The 19,289-nt window shown below is 68.2% G+C and carries 18 protein-coding genes and 2 pseudogenes; 2 read left to right on the top strand and 18 right to left on the bottom strand.

Annotation, left to right across the window (positions count from 1 at the left end; translation table 11 throughout):
* Positions 1–88: 88 nt before the first annotated feature.
* Positions 89–688: a TetR/AcrR family transcriptional regulator gene (locus tag BTZ20_RS06450; protein ID WP_077040794.1), complete on the top strand. Its 600-nt coding sequence runs from the start codon at positions 89–91 to the stop codon at positions 686–688.
* Between the two features lie 124 nt (positions 689–812).
* Here the strand turns inward: BTZ20_RS06450 and BTZ20_RS06445 are convergent, their stop codons facing one another.
* From BTZ20_RS06445 to BTZ20_RS06370, 18 genes and pseudogenes are all read right to left on the bottom strand, one after another.
* Entirely contained in the window at positions 813–1,484 is a 672-nt protein-coding gene (locus BTZ20_RS06445; protein WP_077040793.1) for a YoaK family protein, read from the bottom strand.
* Positions 1,485–1,541: 57 nt separating this feature from the next.
* On the bottom strand, positions 1,542–1,805 hold the full coding sequence (locus tag BTZ20_RS06440; protein WP_189636603.1) for a GlsB/YeaQ/YmgE family stress response membrane protein: 264 nt from the start codon (positions 1,803–1,805) through the stop codon (positions 1,542–1,544).
* Between the two features lie 199 nt (positions 1,806–2,004).
* On the bottom strand, positions 2,005–3,099 hold the full coding sequence (locus tag BTZ20_RS06435) for an NDMA-dependent alcohol dehydrogenase (RefSeq protein ID WP_077040792.1): 1,095 nt from the start codon (positions 3,097–3,099) through the stop codon (positions 2,005–2,007).
* A 22-nt stretch (positions 3,100–3,121) separates the two neighbouring features.
* Positions 3,122–4,624, bottom strand: coding sequence for an aldehyde dehydrogenase family protein (locus tag BTZ20_RS06430; RefSeq protein WP_077043531.1), 1,503 nt, complete (start codon positions 4,622–4,624; stop codon positions 3,122–3,124).
* Between the two features lie 85 nt (positions 4,625–4,709).
* Positions 4,710–5,324, bottom strand: coding sequence for a helix-turn-helix domain-containing protein (locus BTZ20_RS29695; RefSeq protein ID WP_411269109.1), 615 nt, complete (start codon positions 5,322–5,324; stop codon positions 4,710–4,712).
* Positions 5,324–6,376 carry a hypothetical protein gene (locus BTZ20_RS29690; RefSeq protein WP_411269108.1) on the bottom strand — a complete coding sequence of 351 codons (1,053 nt, stop codon included), beginning with the start codon at positions 6,374–6,376 and terminating at the stop codon, positions 5,324–5,326. The genes BTZ20_RS29695 and BTZ20_RS29690 overlap by 1 nt, the downstream gene beginning before the upstream one ends.
* 12 nt (positions 6,377–6,388) lie before the next feature.
* Positions 6,389–8,026, bottom strand: coding sequence for an AMP-binding protein (locus tag BTZ20_RS06420; protein ID WP_077040791.1), 1,638 nt, complete (start codon positions 8,024–8,026; stop codon positions 6,389–6,391).
* 159 nt (positions 8,027–8,185) lie between these two features.
* Positions 8,186–9,520: an MFS transporter gene (locus tag BTZ20_RS06415; RefSeq protein WP_077040790.1), complete on the bottom strand. Its 1,335-nt coding sequence runs from the start codon at positions 9,518–9,520 to the stop codon at positions 8,186–8,188.
* Between the two features lie 126 nt (positions 9,521–9,646).
* Positions 9,647–10,165 (bottom strand): hypothetical protein, encoded by a 519-nt coding sequence (locus tag BTZ20_RS06410; protein ID WP_077040789.1) that lies wholly within the window; start codon positions 10,163–10,165, stop codon positions 9,647–9,649.
* 98 nt (positions 10,166–10,263) lie between these two features.
* Positions 10,264–10,512, bottom strand: coding sequence for an alpha/beta fold hydrolase (locus BTZ20_RS27765; protein WP_223263655.1), 249 nt, complete (start codon positions 10,510–10,512; stop codon positions 10,264–10,266).
* Between the two features lie 247 nt (positions 10,513–10,759).
* Positions 10,760–11,116, bottom strand: a complete 357-nt coding sequence (locus BTZ20_RS27760) for an alpha/beta fold hydrolase (protein WP_223263654.1) — start codon at positions 11,114–11,116, stop codon at positions 10,760–10,762.
* Positions 11,117–11,178: 62 nt separating this feature from the next.
* Positions 11,179–12,750, bottom strand: coding sequence for a long-chain-fatty-acid--CoA ligase (locus BTZ20_RS06400; RefSeq protein ID WP_077040788.1), 1,572 nt, complete (start codon positions 12,748–12,750; stop codon positions 11,179–11,181).
* 43 nt (positions 12,751–12,793) lie between these two features.
* A complete protein-coding gene (locus BTZ20_RS06395) occupies positions 12,794–13,441 on the bottom strand; it encodes a 3-oxoacid CoA-transferase subunit B (protein WP_077040787.1) in 648 nt (215 codons plus the stop codon).
* Between the two features lie 76 nt (positions 13,442–13,517).
* A complete protein-coding gene (locus tag BTZ20_RS06390; RefSeq protein WP_077040786.1) occupies positions 13,518–14,282 on the bottom strand; it encodes a CoA transferase subunit A in 765 nt (254 codons plus the stop codon).
* A complete protein-coding gene (locus tag BTZ20_RS06385) occupies positions 14,279–14,872 on the bottom strand; it encodes an RBBP9/YdeN family alpha/beta hydrolase (RefSeq protein ID WP_077040785.1) in 594 nt (197 codons plus the stop codon). Before BTZ20_RS06385 ends, BTZ20_RS06390 begins: the two co-directional genes overlap by 4 nt.
* Positions 14,873–14,952: 80 nt before the next feature.
* The gene (locus tag BTZ20_RS06380; RefSeq protein WP_027500576.1) at positions 14,953–16,008 is read right to left on the bottom strand and encodes a 3-keto-5-aminohexanoate cleavage protein; all 1,056 of its coding nucleotides are present in this window, start codon (positions 16,006–16,008) and stop codon (positions 14,953–14,955) included.
* A 58-nt stretch (positions 16,009–16,066) separates the two neighbouring features.
* A pseudogene (locus BTZ20_RS06375) lies at positions 16,067–16,914 on the bottom strand (TauD/TfdA dioxygenase family protein).
* Between the two features lie 80 nt (positions 16,915–16,994).
* The gene (locus BTZ20_RS06370) at positions 16,995–17,969 is read right to left on the bottom strand and encodes a quinone oxidoreductase family protein (protein ID WP_077040784.1); all 975 of its coding nucleotides are present in this window, start codon (positions 17,967–17,969) and stop codon (positions 16,995–16,997) included.
* A 244-nt stretch (positions 17,970–18,213) separates the two neighbouring features.
* On the opposite strand from BTZ20_RS06370, the pseudogene BTZ20_RS06365 reads away from it, so the two are divergent.
* Positions 18,214–19,217, top strand: a pseudogene (locus BTZ20_RS06365) (AraC family transcriptional regulator ligand-binding domain-containing protein).
* The last annotated feature ends 72 nt before the right edge of the window (positions 19,218–19,289 follow it).

Here is a 19,289-nt window from a genome sequence, read left to right as displayed (position 1 = left end):
CGCGGTCAGTTAATTGCCAATAACCGAATCTAAGATAACTATGATTAACTGAGTTGTCCAGACCCACAGGTTGAAGGGAGGTGCCGACGTGACAACCGACGATTCGGCGCTGACCAAGCGCGGTCGCGCGAAGGCCGATCGCCGTCGGCAGCTCCTGCAGGCGGCCGCCCGCCTTATCGCCGAGCGTGGTTTTGCCGGGGTTCGTCTCGAGGACCTCGGATCCGCGGTCGGGATCAGCGGCCCCGCCGTCTACCGGCACTTCCCCAACAAGGAGGCGCTGCTGGTCGAGCTGCTGGTCGACATCAGCCGTCGCCTGCTCGAGGGCGGTATCGCCGTCGCCGACGCGGCCTCGACCGCGGACGAGGCGCTCGCGGGCCTGATCGAGTTCCACCTCGACTTCGCGCTCGGCGAGCCCGACCTCATTCGCGTGCAGGACCGCGACCTGGAGTCGCTGCCTGCGGCCGAGCGCAGGCAGGTCCGGCAGTTCCAGCGCCGCTACGTCGAGGTGTGGGTCGAGGTCCTGCGGAAGTTCGACCCGGAGCTGGCCGAGTCGGATGCCCGGATCAAGGCGCACGCGACGTTCGGCCTGATCAACTCCACCCCGCACAGCGTGAACCCGTCCGCTCCCGCCCACACCCGGGCGGTGCTGCGCGCGATGACGGCGGCGGCACTCGCGCCCGGGGTCTGAGGCCGACCTCGCCGCCCTCGCCGCCCTCGCAAACGGACGCACTCCCCTTCACAAGGTCGCACCCCCTTTGGGTGGCCAAACCCTGTGCGTCCTCGACAAAAGCCGTGCGCGGGCCGGCTACGGGTTACGGCCCGATCGATGGGATGTCACGCTCCGCGCTGAGCCGATCGCGCGCGAACAGCACCGCGAGCAGCAGAGCCAACGCGACCGCCGCCCACAGTCCGGCCAGCCCGACCCCGCGGTGCACCGCCGCGCCAGCGGCCACCCCGAGCACCAGGCCGAGCCACAGCCCGGCGAACCGCACCCATTCCCACCGCGGCCCGCCGGTCAGCGCCGCTGCGATGCGCTGCCCCAGCTTGACCAGCGTGCCGGTCATGTAGGTGAGGCTGATCGACGACTCGCCGGTCCGCTCGAACACGGTGTTCTCGGCCCCCATCGCCAGTGCCAGCGCGGCGATGACGACCTGCCGCGGGCCGAGGGCCGAGGCCGTCACCGCCGCCACCAGCAGGCCCGCGACGAGGCACATCACCACCGATCTGCGGCGTGCGCGAGCAATCCGCCCCAGCACCGACCCCAGCACCACGCCGAGCACGAACAGCCCGATGACCGCGGCGCCGACCGCCGCGACGTGCCAGTGGCCGTCGACCGCACCGACAGCCATGCGGGTGGAGTTCCCGCTCATGAACGAGACGAAGAACCCGCCAAGGGTGATGTACCCCATGGCATCGACGTACCCGGCAAGGGCCGCGAGCAGCACCGCGAAGACAAACGTCCGGCGGCCGACGTCCACTACCACCGAGTCGCTACCCGGATCGGAGCGGACGCCGACGCCACGGTGGCACGCCGGTCGCGGCTACTGCTTCCTCGTCAACGCGGTGTAGCCGAGGGCCAGCGCGGCCGCTGCCGCGATGCTGATGATCCAGCGCCACCAGTCGATGCCCGACGTGTCGCCGGTGTCGCTGATCATGTCCCAGATCCAGTACCCGATGAGTGCACCGGCGATGCCGAGCAGGACGGTGATGACCCATCCCATTGCCTGCTTGCCAGGGATCACCAAGCGTGCGAGCACGCCGATGACCGCGCCGAAGATGATGGTGCCGATGATGTCGCCGATCATTATGGGCTCCTCTCGTGCCACCTCAGTCGCGCGAGCGCGTGCTGGGTTGTCGATCTTGATAGTGACACGGTGACGTCGCAGTAGGAACCCTTACGGCCCCAGACGGGCGGTACCCCGCTCTCCTGCGGTCAGGAGAGCGGGGTACCGCCGGGCGCGGGCCGGTCGAGGGAACCGGCGTCCACCGGTCAGGCGTGCACGATCACCCGCGGATGTTCTTGCCGCTGCGCAGGTCCTCGTAGCCCTTGTTGACGTCCTCGAGGCGGTACTGCGTGGTGATCAGCTCGTCGAGCTTGAGCTGGCCCGCGTCGTAGAGCCGCAGCAGCTTGACGATGTCGTACTGCGGATTCATGGACCCGAACAACGAGCCCTTGATGGTCTTCTGGTTGAGCGTCAGGTCGCAGCCGGACACCTGCACGGTGAGCTTCGCCGGATCGGCCAGCCCCGTGATGACGACGGTGCCGCCCTTCCCGATCACCGCTGTCGCCGCGGACACGACCTCCTCGTCCACGGTGCCGACCAGGATCAGGGCGGCATCGGCGCCCTGGCCCCAGGTCAGTTCGTTCACCTTCTCGGCGGCGCTCGCCGCGTCGGCGAAGGCATGGGTGGCGCCGAACTTCAGCGCGGTCTCGCGCTTGAGGGCCACCGGATCGACGACGACCACGTACTTGCAGCCCGCGCTGACCGCGCCCTGCACGGCGTTGATGCCCAGGCCGCCGATGCCGTAGATGACGGCGGTGTCACCCGCGTGCAGGTTGCCCGCGTTGACCGCGGTTCCCCACCCCGAGGGGACCCCGCAGCCGACGAGCACCGCGGTCTCCAACGGCAGCCAGTCGTCCACCTTGACCACCGAGTGCTGCGAGATGGTGGCCCGCTCGGCGAACGTGCCGAGCATGCACATGGCACCGAAATCTGTTCCCTTGGAGTGGAACCGGAAGGTGCCGTCCGGCATCGAACCCTCCAGGATGGTGGCGCCCATGTCGCACAGGTTCTGCCTGCCCGTCGAGCAGTAGCGGCAGGTGCCACAGTTCGGGATGAAGCTGCACACCACGTGGTCGCCGGGCTTGACCTTCGTGACGCCCGGCCCGACCTCCTCGATGATCCCCGATCCCTCGTGCCCACCGACGATCGGATAGCGCGGCGGCAGGTCGCCGTCCGTCAGGTGCAGGTCCGAGTGGCACAGGCCCGCGGCGGTGTACTTGATCAACACCTCGCCCGGACCGGGTCCGTCCAGTTCGAGCTCCATCAACTCGAACGGCTTTCCGGGCTCCAGGAGCACGGCTGCGGTCGTCTTCATGGTTTCTCCTCGTAAGTTGTTGTCAGAGCGCGATGTTGACGGACTTGGTGATGGTGTAGGCGTCGAGTCCGGCCGCCCCCAGCTCGCGGCCCCAGCCGGACTGCTTGTATCCGCCGAAGGGCATCGCGGTGTCGAAGCCGTTGTACTGGTTGATCCACACGGAGCCGGCCTTGATCTGCCGCGCGGTGCGGTGTGCCTTGGAGATGTCGCGGGTCCAGATTCCCGCTGCCAGGCCGTAGATCGAGTCGTTCGCGGCAGCGGCGACGCCTGCCTCGGCGTTGAACGGCAGCGCCGCGACCACGGGGCCGAAGATCTCCTCGCGGACGATGCTGAACTCCGGCTTGACGTCCACGAAGACGGTCGGCTCGACGAAGTAGCCGGTCTCGCCCCACCGCTTGCCGCCGGTCAGCGCCCGGGCGCCGTCCGCGAGACCCTCGCGCAGATAGCCGGTCACCTTGTCGAACTGCTCCTGCGAGACGAGCGGGCCCAGCTGGGTCGCCGGGTCGAGACCGGGTCCGATCTTCACCTGACTCGCCGCGTCCGCGACCGCATGGGTGAACTCGTCGAAGATCTTGTCCTCGACGAACAGCCGCGTCCCGGCGACGCAGCACTGACCGTGGTTGAACAGCCAGGCATTGAGCGAACCCTCAACGGCGGCATCGAAATCGGCGTCCGCGAAGACGATGTTGGGGCTCTTGCCGCCGAGTTCGAGCGAGACCTTCTTCAGGTTGCCCTTGGCGGCATCGACGATCTTCTTCCCGACCTCGGTGGAGCCGGTGAAGGCGATCTTGTCGACGTCGTCGTGCGCGGACAGCGCGGCGCCCGCGTCGCCGAATCCACTGATGATGTTCACGACGCCGGGCGGGAAGCCGGCCTCCTGGAACACCTCACCGAGCAACAGCGCCGTCAGCGGCGTCTGCTCGGCGGGCTTGAGGATGACCGTGTTGCCTGCCGCGAGTGCCGGCGCCAGCTTCCACGAGGCCATCAGCAGCGGGAAGTTCCACGGCACGATCAGCCCGCACACGCCCACCGGCTCGCGCAGCGTGTAGGCGTGGAACTGGGCACCCGGTGCAAAGGGCATCGACACGTTGACCGTGCTGCCCTCGATCTTGGTTGCCCAGCCGGCGTAGTAGCGGAACACGTCCGCGGCCCAGGCGACATCGACCGCGGACGCGATGCCCGCCGACTTGCCGTTGTCTAGCGCCTCGAGCTGACCGAACTCCTCTGCCCGCTCGCTGAGGATGTCACCGACGCGCCAGAGCAGCCGCTCGCGCTCGTTCGGCTTCATCCCGGGCCACGGGCCGTCGTCGAACGCCGCCCGCGCGGCGCGAACCGCCCGGTCGACGTCCTCGGCCTGACCGTGCGCGACCTCGGTCAGTGCGTTCCCGGTCGCGGGGTCGTAGGTCGGGAAGGTGCGACCCGAGGCGGCCGGGGTCCATTCGCCGCCGATCAGCAGCTTCTTCGGGCCGCCGGTCAAGAACCCCTGCACCTCGGACTTGAGCGGGAAATCGGCGATCGCCGTCATCGGTTCCTCCTGCGAGAGTTGGTGTGTGATGCACGCCATACTTCGCCGGTTCCGATGCGGATAACTGTGCGACTTCCGGACAGCCCTAGGGCGTCACCTCGAGCGCACGGATTCTCGAATACAGTGTGCTACGGCTGATTCCGAGCTTCGCGGCGGCATGCACCTTGTTTCCGCCGCATTCCTGCAAGGCATCGATGATCGCCTGGCGTTCCGCACGCTCGCGGCCCGCGAGGCGCGAGACGCGCGAGCTGGTCCGGTACGCGTCGGGCAGATCCGCGAGCCCGAGCCTGGTGCTCGTACGGTCGCGCGCCGTCCTGGTGAGCACCACCCGCAACTCGGTCAGGTTGCCCGGCCACTCCCCCGCCACCAGCGCCTCGAGCGCGGTCGAGGTCAGGCTCAGCCCGGGCTCGATCTCGTCGAGCATCGCCTGGGCGATCTCCGGCAGTTCGCCGAGCCGCTGACGGAGCGGAGGCACCGCGATGCGTTCGGGGCACCGCGCGATCATCGCCGCTGCCGCCGGGGGAAGATCCTCGATCGGACTGCTCGTCAGCACCATCCGAGGTCCACCCTCGGCGACCAGGAGGTCCGTGACCACGGGAAGTATCGACGCGGGCAACAGGTGCGCGTGTTCGACGGCCAGCACACCACCCGACGTCGATGCCTGCTCCAGCAGCGCCGACAACCATCGACCCTGCCCCACTATCGGTATCCGCGAGGCATCCGTCCAGCGCACGGTGTCGACGCCTGCGAGATCGCGCACGGCCGTGGTGCGGCCCGAACCGGACTCGCCGACGATCGCAACGGACTCGGCGGTCGCGCGCACCCGTCGCAACTCCGATCGCGCCCGGTCCACGACCCCCGCACGGTCGGCACGGCGCCGGATCGGTACGTGTGGTCGATGCACCTGCTCGACCAGAAACAGTGTGCCCCGTTCGTTCCGGCGATCCGGTCGGCCTGCACCTTCGCCAGCTGGCCGGAGGCCAGTTCGAGATTCACCGTGCGGGACTGGTCCGGCAGCAGGTCGGCCGCGAGCCCGCGCAGCGCGGCGTGGTCGGCCACGTCGAGGAGATCGAGCGCGGTCCGGTTGCTCAGCAGGATGTCCTCGCCGATCGCGGCGACGGCGACATGGCGTTGCGGCGAGACCCGCTGGAACGCGTCCACCAACCGCTGCTCCGACGCCCGCGAACCCTCGAGCAGGCGCCGCTCGATGTCCGCCGCGGCGCGCTGCAGAAAAGGCGCGAACAGCGAGTTGACCTGCGGGGCAATGCAGGTCATGTCCAGGATTCCCTCGACCCGGTGCGTCACCGGATGCAGGATCGGATGCCCGTAGCAGCTCAGCCCCTTCAGGCGCTCCAGGTAGTGCTCCTCCCCGTTGATGACGATCCCGCGCCGCACCTCGACCGGGGTACCGATCGCGTTGGTGCCCGCGGTGTCCTCACCGAACCGCGAGCCGATCACCGCACCGAGCTTCTCCATCTTCCGCTCGACCTGATGGTTGTCGAACACCCGCGCCACGATCCGGCAGTCCCGGTCGGCGAGCAGGAGGCACAGCCCGGTGCCCGCGATCTGGATCGCGACCTCGTCGAGGATCGGGCGCGCGGCCCGCAGTAGCCGGCTGGAGAGGTCCAGGTCGGTCGCCGGGTCCGCGTCGAACCCGTCCCCCGGGCCGACGCCACTCAGCGCGGATCGCTTCCAGGACAGCGCTATCTCGGGCCGGACCGGTTCCCGCCCGCTCGTCTCGCCGGGGTTCATCGGCCGGCCCGCCTAGCCCTGGCCGATCAGCTGGGCGGACTGCTCGCGCATGTCGATCTTGCGGATCTTTCCGGTCACCGTCATCGGGAACTCGTCCACGACATGGACATACCTCGGGATCTTGTAGTGCGCCAGCTTCCCCGTGCAGAAGGCCCGCACCGAGTCCGCGTCCAGCTCCGGCGCGCCCTCACGCATCCGGATCCACACCATCAGTTCCTCGCCGTACTTCGCGTCCGGCACACCTATCACCTGGGCGTCGAGAATGTCCGGATGTGAGTAGAGGAATTCCTCGATCTCACGGGGATAGATGTTCTCGCCGCCGCGGATCACCATGTCCTTGATCCGGCCGGTGATGGCGACGTAGCCGTCGGCGTCCATCACCCCGATGTCGCCGGTGTGCATCCACCGGGCCGTGTCGATGGCCTCGGACGTCTTCTCCGGGTTCTCCCAGTACCCGAGCATCACCGAGTAGCCGCGCGTGCACAGCTCGCCCGCCTGCCCCCGGGGCAGCGTCAGCCCCGTTGCCGGGTCGACGATCTTGACCTCCAGGTGCGGACCCACCCGGCCGACGGTGGACACCCGCTGCTCGATCGTGTCATCGGAGCGGGTCTGCAGCGAGACCGGCGAGGTCTCGGTCATGCCGTAACAGATGGACACCTCCGCCATCCCCATCTGCTCGATCACCTGCTTCATCACCTCGACCGGGCACGGCGAACCGGCCATGATCCCGGTGCGCAGGCTCGACAGGTCGTAGCTCGCGAAGTCCGGATCGGCGAGCTCGGCGATGAACATCGTCGGCACCCCGTACAGGGAGGTGCACCGCTCGGCCTGCACGGCCTCGAGGGTGGCCTTCGGATCGAACGCGGGGCCGGGGATCACCATGGTCGCGCCGTGGGTGGTACACGCGAGGTTGCCCATCACCATGCCGAAGCAGTGGTAGAACGGCACCGGGATGCACACCCGGTCCGCCTCGGTGTAGTGACACAGCTCGCCGACGAAGAATCCGTTGTTGAGGATGTTGTGGTGACTGAGTGTCGCACCTTTCGGGAATCCCGTTGTGCCCGAGGTGTACTGGATGTTGATCGGGTCGTCCGCGGAGAGCTTGGACTGCGCCGTCGCCAGCCTCGACGGGTCGGCGGACTGGGCTGCGGTCCCATCCGCGACCAGCGCCTGCCAATCCGTGCTGCCGAGCAGGATCACCGATTCCAGGTCGGCGCACTGCGGCCGGACCGTCTCGATCATCCCGGCGTAGTCGGAGCTCTTGAAGCTCGCCGCGGCGACCAGCATCTTGATGCCCGCCTGCTCGAGCACGTACTGCAATTCGTGCGACCGGTAGGCGGGGTTGATGTTCACCAGGATCGCGCCGATCTTCGCGGTGGCGAACTGGATCAGCGTCCACTCCGGGCAGTTCGGGGCCCAGATGCCCACCCGGTCGCCCATGCCGACCCCGCGCTGCAGCAGGCCAGCCGCGACACCGTTCACGTCGGCGGCGAGCTCGGCGTAGGTCCATCGCCTGCCCGAGGGCCGGTCCACGAGCGCGTCGCGGTCGCCGTGCGCCGCGACCGTCCGATCGAAGTTGTCCCCGATGGTGTCGCCCAGCATGGGGGCATCCCAGACTCCCGAGGCGTAGCTGGGCAGTGTGGTGCTCATGTGATTCCTCTCCTGGGCGCCGGTGAGCGCCTCGGGGAGGGCCCGCCGGTGCGAGCCCTCCCGTGGTCGAACCTACTCGTGCGGATGTGACCTACGACATAGTCGATGGTGCGGGGTGACCGTAACTGTCCAAGGTCCGGACACCCCGCCCGCGGGTGGCTAGAGCGCGTGGTCCTTGGTCTCGACAAGGGCCTTGGTGCAGAAGAAGCTCAGCACCGACAGTCCGGCCAGCATCAGACCGATCGCGAAGCTGCCGTAGGTGGAGGCGAGCGGCGCGGCGATCAGCGGCGGGATGGCGCCACCGAGCACGCCCGCCAGGTTGTAGCCAAGGCCCGCGCCGGTGTAGCGGTACCGCGTCTGGAACATCTCGGGCAGCAGCGCACCGCAGGGGCCGTAGGCGACGCCGAAGATGGCGAGCGTGCCGAACATGCCGATCACGAACGCGACGGGCGATCCGGTGTCGAGGATGGGGAACAGGGCAAGCGCCCAGACCAGCGCGGCGACGCAGGACGCCATGATCACCTTGCGGCGACCGATCCGGTCCGAGTAGAGCGCGGAGACGATGATCGCGATGCCGAAGACGACGGCGGAGGCGATGCCGACCATCAGCACGAACGGACGGCTGAAGCCGAGCGTCTTGGTTCCGTAGCTGGTGAGGAAGGCCGTGCCGAGGTAGAAGAAGGCGAACAGCGTGGCCAGGGCGCCTGCGGAGAGCAGGATCTCCTTGCGCTGGTAGCGCCACGCGTCGAGGAACGGCAGGGTCCTGGGGGCCGCATCCGGCCCGTCGAGTGCCCGCTGCGCCTGGTTGGCGCGGAACACCGGGGTCTCCTCGATGGCGAGGCGCATGTACAGGCCGATGCCGACCAGGACGATGGAGAACAGGAACGGCACACGCCAACCCCAGTTCAGGAAGGTCTCGTTCGAGTCGCCGAGCACGGCCCCTGTGATGAGGAAGGTGCTGCTGGAGAGGATGAAGGCGATGGCGGGGCCGAGCTGCGGGAACATCGCGTACAGGCCGCGTTTGCCCGGCGGTGCGTACTCGGCGGTCAACAGCGTCGCGCCTGCCCACTCGCCGCCGACCGCGAAGCCCTGCCCGAAACGGAGCAGCACGAGGATCAGCGGGGCCGCGACCCCGATCGTGGAGGCGCTCGGCAGCAGACCGATGAGCAGGGTCGAGATGCCCATCAGGAGCAGCGTCGAGATCAGGGTCTTCTTGCGGCCGATCCGGTCGCCGTAGTGGCCGAACAGCATCGCGCCGACGGGCCGGGCGATGAACGCGACGGCAAAGGTCGCGAACGAGGCGACCGTTCCTGCTGTCGACCCCAATGCCGGGAAGAACACCTTCGGGAACACCAGCGCCGCGGCCGTCCCGTAGATGAAGAAGTCGTAGAACTCGATGGTGGTGCCGATGCAACTCGCGATGGCCACCCGGCGCACGCTGGTGCGCGGGGGCGCGGCGATCACCGTTCCTTCTACTGGCGACACTGTCGTCATGTGTTCCTCTTCTCGAGCCAAGAGTGATGCCCGGTTTGGGCGTCACCGACTGCGAGGAAAGGTAGTGACGTGGCTCACGTGACGACTACCCCGAAAGGGGGTGGCGTGAGCCACGCCACTTTCGGGCTACTGTGCGGAGGCGCTGAGAATCTCGCGGCGCAGCTCCGACCACACCACCGCGTAGGTGTCCGAGAACGAATCGCCCGACTTCACCCGATCGAGGGAATCCGCGAGCAGCTCCTGGTACCTGGCCAGTCGGGGCACGTACGCGGAGACGTCGTCGAACACGTCCGACGCGCGGCGGTCCAGGTCGACGAGCGAGTCGACGTCGTCCTCGGTCAGCTCGGCGAATTCCTCGTCGAGCGGCTCGAAGCGCTCGACGACCTCCGCGAACAGGTCCTCGTCGATGGAGACGCGCTCGGCGTCGAGCTGATCCTCGAGCTCGCTCACCCCCGCGTCGGTGAGCGAGACCCCGGCGTCGCCGGAATCGGAGGCGCGGCCCGCCGCGACAAGCGCATCGAGCGCGGCCTGCGCCGAGGACTCGGTGACCCCGAGCTGCACGGCCAGTACCGGTGCCGACACCGAACCCTTCAGTCGCACCGACTGCAACAGAGCCAGCTCATCGACATTGCCTGCAAAGGCCATTGCGTATCTCCTTTTGGTGCCCGGAACCGGGCGTCGTGACCGCCCGAGGGTCAGGGGCGAGCTACATCCTTTTGGATGACCGTCACCGGCGTCAACACTTACGCCAGGCCGTCGAGAAAGCCGCCGACCTCCATGGTGAACACGGCATTGTCGTCCCCCGCGACCATGTGACCCGCGGCCGAGACGTTGACCGCGGTGGCGTGCGGGATCAACCCGAGCAGTTCCTCGACCCCGTCGGTGCTGACGATGTCCGACTTGCCGCCGTGCACAAGCAGCGTGGGCACCTCGACGGCCCTCGCCGCCGCGACCATCCGGCCGTGATGGTCGGAGGTGATGACGTCGCCCACTCCCCCGGCCGGGCGAATGCGGGATCCCAGTGCCAGTACAGGCGACCGTTCGACCGTTCCCGGACGTTCCGGCGCAGCCCATCGATGTTCGACGGCCTGGTGCGGTGCGGCTGGTATGCGGCCACCGCGTCGGCGACCTCGTCGAGGCTGGCGAATCCGTCGGGATTGCCCCGCATGAAGTCGGCGATCCGCCTGACGCCCTCGGGTTCCACCTTGGGCGTGATGTCGACAAGGACCAGGCCACGCATCAGTCCGGGGTTCTCCCCTCCGCGATCAACCCGGTCATCCCGCCGAGGGAGGCCCCGAAGAGCACCGGCGCCTCGCCGAGCTGGTCGATGACGCCGCGCAGGTCGTCGACCAGGCCGTCGACCCGGTAGTCGCCGTCCGGCGCCCAATCGCTGTCGCCGTGACCGCGCGCGTCGAGGGTGTAGACGGTCCAGCCGTCGCGCGACAGGGTCGCCGCGGCCCGGTTCCATGAGTGACGGGTCTGACCGCCGCCGTGCAGCATCAGGACCGCACCGCGGCCTGCCAGCCCGTCGTCCGACGTCCAGCGGTCGGCGGCGATGGTCCCCGCTCCGCCGCGGAACTCGATGGTTTCATTCACGCCTCACACCATAGGAAGCGCCCGGCACCGCCGTGAGGGCGGTGTCGGTACACGCGGCTGGATCAGCGCGCGGGTTCGGACATCCCCGCGAGTTCGCGCTTGAGGATCTTGCCGGTGGCGGTCATGGGCAGGACGGTGGCGAACTCGACCGAGCGCGGGTACTTGTAGCTCGCCATCTGTTCCTTGCACCAGGTGATCAGTTCGCTCTCGGTGATCTGCGCGTTCGGCTCGAGGATGACGAACGCCTTGATCTCCTCGCCGTGGCTCTCGTGTGGCACGCCGATCACGGCGACGAGGGAGACGGCCTCATGGGTCAGCAGGACCTCCTCGATCTCACGCGGGTAGACGTTGAACCCGCCACGCACGATGAGGTCCTTGGCGCGGTCGACGATGTAGTAGAAGCCGTCGGCGTCGCGGCGGGCGAGATCGCCCGTCCGGAACCATCCGTTGTGCATGGCCTCGGCGGTGGCCTCGGGGCGATCGAGGTAGCCCGCCATGATGTTGTGCCCCCGCAGTGCGATCTCCCCGACCTCGTCGGCGCCCGACACGGTGTTCCAGTTGTCGTCGATCAACCGCGCTTCGACGCCCCAGACCGGCACACCGATCGATCCGGGACGCGGGTCCCGCTCGGGGTCGCTGAAGAGGGCCAGCGGGGATGACTCGGACAGCCCGTACCCCTCGAGGATCTGCACGCCGAATCTCTCGGCGAATCGGGTCAGGATCTCGACGGGCAGCGCCGCACCGCCCGAGATGGCGCGGCGGATGGTGCCCGCGATCCGGTCGACGTCCACTGTGTCGTCGAGCGCGCCGAGCAGGGCCCAGTACATGGTCGGAACCCCCGCGAACACGGTGATGGCCTCGTCGACCATCAGACGCAGGGCCGCGGCGGCCTCGAATCGGGGCAGCAGTACCAGGGTGGCACCGACCGACAGGCCCGCGTTCATGGTGACGGTCTGCCCGAAGGAGTGGAACAGCGGGAGGGTCACCAGGTAGTTGTCGTGCCGGACCGGGTTGCTGTCGAACAGCCGATTCGCCGTCGCCGCGTTCATCACCATGTTGGAGTGGGTGAGTTCGGCGCCCTTGGGCTTGCCAGTGGTGCCGCTGGTGTACAGGATCACCGCGGCGTCGCCCGCCTCACGGACCACCGACTCCACCTCCGGCGACATGCCCTCCAGCGCGGCGGCAAGGGTGGTGACGCCGTCGACCGGTGCCACAGCGCCGGGTTCCGCGGTGATCAGGTACATCTGCCTGCACCGGTCCGTCGCGTCGAACCCGGCACGGCCGAACTCGCCCATCGGCAGGTCCGCTGTGCCCTCGAAGCAGAAGTACGCCTTCGCACCCGAATCGGCAAGGTGGTAGGCGATTTCGCGGCCCTTGAGCATCACGTTGAGCGGGACCACCACCGCGCCGGCCTTGAGGATCCCGTAGTAGACGATCGGGAACTGCGGCAGGTTGGGGCAGGAGAGCGCGACCCGGTCTCCCGGCTCGATGCCCCGCGAGGTCAACAGGTTCGCCACCTGGTTCGCACGGGCGTCGAGCTGCGCGTAGGTCAGTCGCTCCCCGTCGAGGACAAGGGCCGCCCGGTCGGGGTATCGGCGGGCGGAGTCTTCCAGGAGCATGGACAGGTTCAGCACGCTGAACTCACTTTCGGTTGTCGTGATGGAGGTGGTCGGTGGCCTATGCGAGCGGCGCGTCGGTGGCCGCGCGCACCGACTCCTCCGTCACGCCGGGTGCGCATTCGCGCAACACCAGACCCGCCTCGGTGACATCGAGAACAGCGAGGTTGGTGATGATCCGGTGCACCACGCCCTGACCGGTGAGCGGCAGCGTGCACTCGCGCACGATCTTCGATGCACCCGACCGGTCGGTGTGTTCCATCAGCACGAGAACCCTGCGGGCACCGTGGACGAGGTCCATCGCGCCGCCCATGCCCTTGACCATCGCGCCGGGCACCATCCAGTTCGCCAGGTCGCCGGTCTCGGACACCTGCATCCCGCCGAGCACCGCGGTGTCGATGTGCCCACCGCGGATCATCCCGAACGACAGGGCGGAGTCGAAGAACGAGGCGCCTGGCTTCACGGTCACTGTTTCTTTGCCCGCGTTGATCAGATCCGCGTCAACTCCGTCCTCGTCCGGATATGCCCCGGTACCGAGGATCCCGTTCTCGCTGTGCAGGACCACCTCGAGCCCGGGCGGGAGGTGATTCGGGATCAGGGTCGGCAGTCCGATGCCGAGGTTGACGTACTCGCCCGCCGAAAGCTCTGCCGCGGCCCTGGCCGCCATCTGCTCGCGGGTCCAGCCGACCACTGTCAGGGTCGAGGTCATGAGGGAAGGTCCTTTCGGAGCATCGCAGCGAGGAACGAGCGAGGAGCGGACGGAAGGGCCGAACCGGGCAACACGGTCATACCACTGCCACCTTCCGCGCCGTCACCGTGCGCTTCTCGATCTGTTTGTCCTGCACGCCCGTTGCGACGATGCGGTCGACGAAGATCCCCGGCAGATGGACCTGCGCCGGATCCAGCACACCGGGCCGCACCAGCGTCTCCACCTGCGCGATGCACACCCGGCCCGCCATCGCGGCGAGCGGGTTGAAGTTGCGTGCCGCCATGTTGAACACCAGGTTGCCCTCGGTGTCCCCGATCGCCGCGTGCACCAATGCGAAATCGGTGGTGATCGATTCCTCGAGCACGTACCGCTTGCCCGAGTACTCGCGGACCTCCTTCGGCGGGGATGCCACCGCGACCGATCCGTCGCCGTCGTAGCGCCACGGCAGCCCACCCTCCGACACCGGGGTACCGACCCCCGCAGGGGTGAAGAACGCCGGAATACCGGCACCACCGGCGCGGAGCCGCTCGGCCAGCGTGCCCTGCGGCGACAGCTCGACCTCCAACTCCCCGGCCAGGTACTGCCGGGCGAACTCCTTGTTCTCGCCGACGTACGACGCGATGACCCGACGAATCCTCTTCTGCTCCAACAGCAGACCGAGCCCGTGGCCGTCTGTTCCGCAGTTGTTCGAGGCGACCTCCAGATCGGTCGCCGACCCGTCCGCGATCGCGGCGATCAACGCGTCGGGGATCCCGCACAGGCCGAATCCGCCCACGGCCAACGAGGCGCCGCTGCCGATGTCGGCGACCGCCTCCGCGGCCGAGACGAACACCCGGGTCACGAGGCGACCTGCTTCGCACCCGTCAGCTCGAGGAGGAGCTCCTCGGCCTCCGGCCAATACCCGTAGCCGGAAGCGGGATTGAGGTGTCCGACGTCGCCGAGGTCGACCAGCCGGCTGCCCCACGTCTCGGCCATTCCCGCGATCCGCCGGTGGCTCGCGAGCGGGTCGTTGCTGCTGGCGGCGACGATGCTGGGGAACGGCAGCCGGCGGCGAGGGATGGGGTTCCAGCCGTTGCGCTCGAGGTCCTCGAGCACCGGGTAGCCCTCGGGTAGAGGCTGTTCCAGGTCGGCGGGGGTGGCCAGCAGAGCACCCTGGATCGTCCGGGTCGGCTGCTGGGCCCAGTGCACCGTGATCATGACGCCCGCGCTGTGGGCGACCAGGACGACGGGCCCCGAGACCTCGCTCAGTACGGCGTCGAGCGCCGCGACACGCGCACTCAGGCTGAGCTTGTCGTGTTCGAGCGGCGGCACCGTGCGCACTCGGTCGAGCTTGTCTGCGAGCAGGGTCTGCCAGTGGTCGGCGACGTGGTCGCGCAGACCGGGCACGATCACCACGGTCGGATCGGCGATGCTGTTCAAAGTGGACTCCATATCTCGGGCGGCTACGCCGCCTGTGCGTGATCTGTACCCCGGTCGGGGTACAGATCACGCACAGGCGCGGGACGCGCTGCTCAGGCGTGCTGGGTGAACCCGACCTGTCCGGGCTTGCGGTTCGGCGCGTAGCCGAGCCGGGCGAGGGTCTCGTCGGCGTCGGCGTAGGTCTCGCCGATCCGGTAGATGTCGCGGGCCTCCTTGGCGGTGGCGACCTCGCGGCCGAGCTCGTTGGCGACGCGCACCAGCTGGCGGACCTGCTCGGCGGAGGTGATCTTGACCTCGCCGCTGGGCGCCCACAGGTTGTCCTCGTTGCCGCAGCGCGGGTGCAGACCCATCGCGATGGCCATCGTGTTCACCGGAAGCACGCTGCGCATCAGCGTCTCCAGTGTCAGGCAGGCGCCGTCCGGGACCCGGTTGATGAACTGCATCATGTTGTACGGGTTCGGGCCGTCGAAACCGCCGCCGATGGCAACCCAGGTCAGGTTCAGCGGGCCGGTGTAGACGCCGCGGCGGATCAGGCGCTCCACGGTCTCGAGCTGGGGGATGCTCGAGAGCTGGAAGTGCGGCTGGATGCCTGCGGCCTGCAGGCGGCGCAGGTGCTCCTCGACCCACTCCGGGCCGGCGGGAACGGTCATCTCGCGGTAGGTCGCGGACAGCTCGGCGTTCTCCAGGGAGGTGCCCTTGATGTCGCCCGGGGTCATCAGCTCCATGATGTTCATCTGGCTGGTGTTGATCGCGATGGTGACCTGGTCCGGCTTCGGGTCCAGCTCGGCGAGCATGTGCCGCACGTCGTCGGAGAGCCACTTCGCGTCCGCACCGTCGCCCTCGGGCGCGAAGGAGATCGAGCCGCCCACCTGCAGGATCATCTCCGGGACGGCCTCGCGGAGGCGGCCGAGGAGCTCGTTGAACTTCGAAAGGCGCTTGGAGCCCTTGCCGTCCTCCTCGCGGACGTGGATGTGCAGCACGGTGGCGCCGGCCTCGAAGCAGTCGACGGCCTGCTGGACGTGCTCGTCCATCGTCAGGGGCAGGTCCTCGGGGAAGTCCTCGACCGCCCACTCCGGGCCGTACGGCGCAACGGTGATGACCAGCTTGTCCTGGTTCTCCGGGAACAGCGCGTCGTCGTGAAAGTGCATGTCATTTCTCCTGTCGATTGGGCTGGAAGAGCCTGGAGTGGAAGAGAATTCGCCTGAATCAGAAGGGACGGTCGCCGACGATGCCCGCGCGCTCCATCTTTCGGACCGCGGGCCAGTAGTCCTGGACCGCGTAGTGCTGCGTCGACCGGTTGTCCCAGATCGCCACGCTGTTGCGCGTCCACCGCCACCGCACCTGGTACTCGGGATGGAGGCCTGGCTCTGCAGGTAGCGGAGCAGTTCACCGGCCCCGGGCGCGTAATCGATGCCCCAGCGCACGTTCTCGGCGGTGTGGAAATTCGTGATGTGGGTGGTGAACGAGTTGACGAACAGGATCTTCTCCCCCGTCTCGGGGTGCGTGCGCACCACCGGATGCTCGGCGTCCGGGAAGCGCTCCTTCAACTCGAGTCGCTGCTCGATCGGCAGCCGCGCACCGAAGGTCGCCTCGATGCTGTGCCGTGCCCGCAGGCCCTCGATCTGCTCCTTGACGTGCTCGGGCAGCCGCTCGTAGGCCAGCGCCATGTTCACCCACATGGTGTCGCCGCCGACCTCGGGTCCCTCGATGCACCGCAGCACGCAGCCCATCGGCGGGTTCTCCCGCCACGTCGCGTCGCAGTGGTAAGCGTTCTCGAACCGCTCCGGCGGGCTGTCGAGGTCCTTGTAGATCCGAACCAGGCCCGGGTGGTCCGGGTCGCTGCCGAGTGCGGGGTGGTCCTCGAGCGACCCGAACCGCTCGGCGAGTGCCACGTGCTCGGCCCGGCTCATGTTCTGGTCCCGGAAGAACAGCACCTTGTGCTCGAGCAGCAGCGACTTCAGTTCCGCGAAGCGCCGGTCGTCGCGTGCCACGTCGGCGAGATCGACGCCCAGGATCTCCGCACCGATGCTGCAGGTCAGCGGGCGTGCATCCATCGCCACGGCGGCGATGTCGGTTCGACCGGTCACGCGGTCGATGGTTGTGGTCATGACGCTCTCCTCTACGTATTGAAGATTCAGACCGAGAAGACCGAGGAGCCGATGCTGATACCGGCCTCCAGGTCGCGATGAGCCTTCTCGGCGTCCTCGAGCCCGTAACGCTGGTTGATCTCGATGGAGATGCGGCCGGCCGCAACATGACCGAAGAGTTCGCCCGCGAGCTCCGCCCGCTCGGCCGGATCGGCGATGTAGTCGGCGAGCGCGGGCCGGGTCACGAACAGCGACCCCTTGACCGCGAGCTGCATGGCATCGATCGGCGGGATCGGACCGGATGCGGTTCCGAAGGCCACCAGTAGACCCCGCCTGGCCAGCGAGTCGATCGAGGTCTGGAACGTGGATGCCCCGATGCTGTCGTAGACCACCGGCACGCCCGCACCGCCGGTGAGCTCACGCACCCGCTCGGCGACGTTCTCCCGCGTGTAGACGATGACCTCTCCGCACCCGTGAGCACGCGCGACCGCCGCCTTCTCGTCGGTCGACACCGTGCCGATCACGTTGACCCCCAGCAACTTCGCCCACTGGCAGAAGATCAGCCCGACTCCGCCCGCGGCCGCGTGCAGCAGAACCGTGTCGCCTGCCTTCAGTGGATGGATCCGGCGAAGCAGGTACGCGGTGGTGAGGCCGCGCATGGTCATCGCGGCCGCGGTCTCGAACTCGATCCCGTCCGGAAGTGCGATGAGGTGTGCGGCGGGCATCACGCGCTCGGTGCTGTACGCACCGAGCGGGCTACCCGTGTACGTGACGCGGTCACCCTCCCGGAAGTCGGTGACACCGGCACCGACCGCCTCCACCACGCCCGCACCCTCCACACCCATGCCTGCGGGCAGGGGCGCGGGATACATCCCCGTGCGGAAGTAGGTGTCGGCGAAGTTCAGGCCGACCGCTCCGTGGCGGACCCGCACCTCACCCGGTCCCGGGTCGCCGACCTCCACGGATTCCCACCGCAGAACCTCCGGGCCGCCGGTTTCGTAGAAGCGGATCGCCTTTGCCATTGCCTTCTCCTTGATCGTGGTTCCACCCCTGGGCGGGCATCTCGCTGCGCCCTGGCGCAGCGGTCGATGTGCCCTTCGCGGGGCCCGCAACCGGAGGCGATCGACGCATCCGGTGTGACTCAGCTGACACAACAGTAGCCATGCGATGGGGTTCACACTTATCCTGACGGGACATATTTGTTTCCCGTTCGGGACACCCCACCGCGGGCACCGAGCGGGACACCCGAGACGGAAGGTGGCGCGCATGGCGAAGCCGCTCGCCCGGTATGCCTCACTGACCGGCTACATCGAACTGAGCCGGGCCCTGTCGCTCGACCCGGTGCAGCTGCTCAGGAGCGTGGGGCTCGACCCGGCCGGGCTGGACCTGCAGGACCGCTGGGTGCCCGCGGCCTCGGTCGCCCGCCTCCTCGAGCTGTCCGCGGCGAGCTCGGGTCGCCAGGACTTCGCCCTGAAGCTGGCCGAGCGGCGGCGCCTGTCCACCCTCGGCCCACTGAGCGTCAGCATCCGGGACGAGCCGGACGCCCGAAGCGCGCTCCGGATGCTGATCCGGTACCAGCACACCTACAACGAGGCGCTGCACATCCGGCTGTCCGAGCGCGACGGCCTGGCCACGATCCGCATCAGCATCGATCCCGGCGAACCCGTACCGGTCCGGCAGTCCGTCGAACTGGCGGTCACGGTGACCCACCAGCTGCTGCGGCATCTACTGGGCGAGCGGTGGCATCCGGTGTCCGTCAGCTTCGAACACGACCGACCGGCCGACGACACGACGCACCGCCAGGTCTTCGACGCGCCGCTGCACTTCAACAGCGAGTTCACCGGAATCATCACCTACACAGGCGATCTGGACGAGCCGAACAGGCTGTCCGACCCATTGCTGCGCTCCTACGCGAAACAGTTCCTCGACACGCTCACCACGCCCGAGGAACCCACGCTCACCAATCGCGTACGCGAACTCGTCGAACTCCTGCTGCCGAGCGGACGCTGCTCGATCGAGCAGGTCGCGCGCAGCCTCGGCGTCGACCGTCGCACGGTGCATCGGCACCTCGCGAAGTCGGGACAGACCTTCACCTCGGTCGTCGACTCCACCCGGGCCGAACTCGCGAAACGCATGGTCGCCGGCCGCCGCTACTCGTTCACCGAGATCTCCGAGCTGCTCGCCTTCTCGACACCGAGCAGCTTCTCCCGGTGGTTCCATCAGCAGTTCGGCATGAGCCCCGCGATTGGCGCAAACAAACCGAGGGTTAGGTCGGTTTCGGATCCACCCGCGACCCCCCAGTGCACATGTCCCGAAATGCAAAGAATCCCGTCCCGCACGGG

This window comes from Rhodococcus sp. MTM3W5.2 (assembly GCF_001984015.1).
GTDB lineage: Bacteria > Actinomycetota > Actinomycetes > Mycobacteriales > Mycobacteriaceae > Rhodococcus_G > Rhodococcus_G oryzae.
This window is presented reverse-complemented; position numbering and strand designations above follow the sequence as displayed.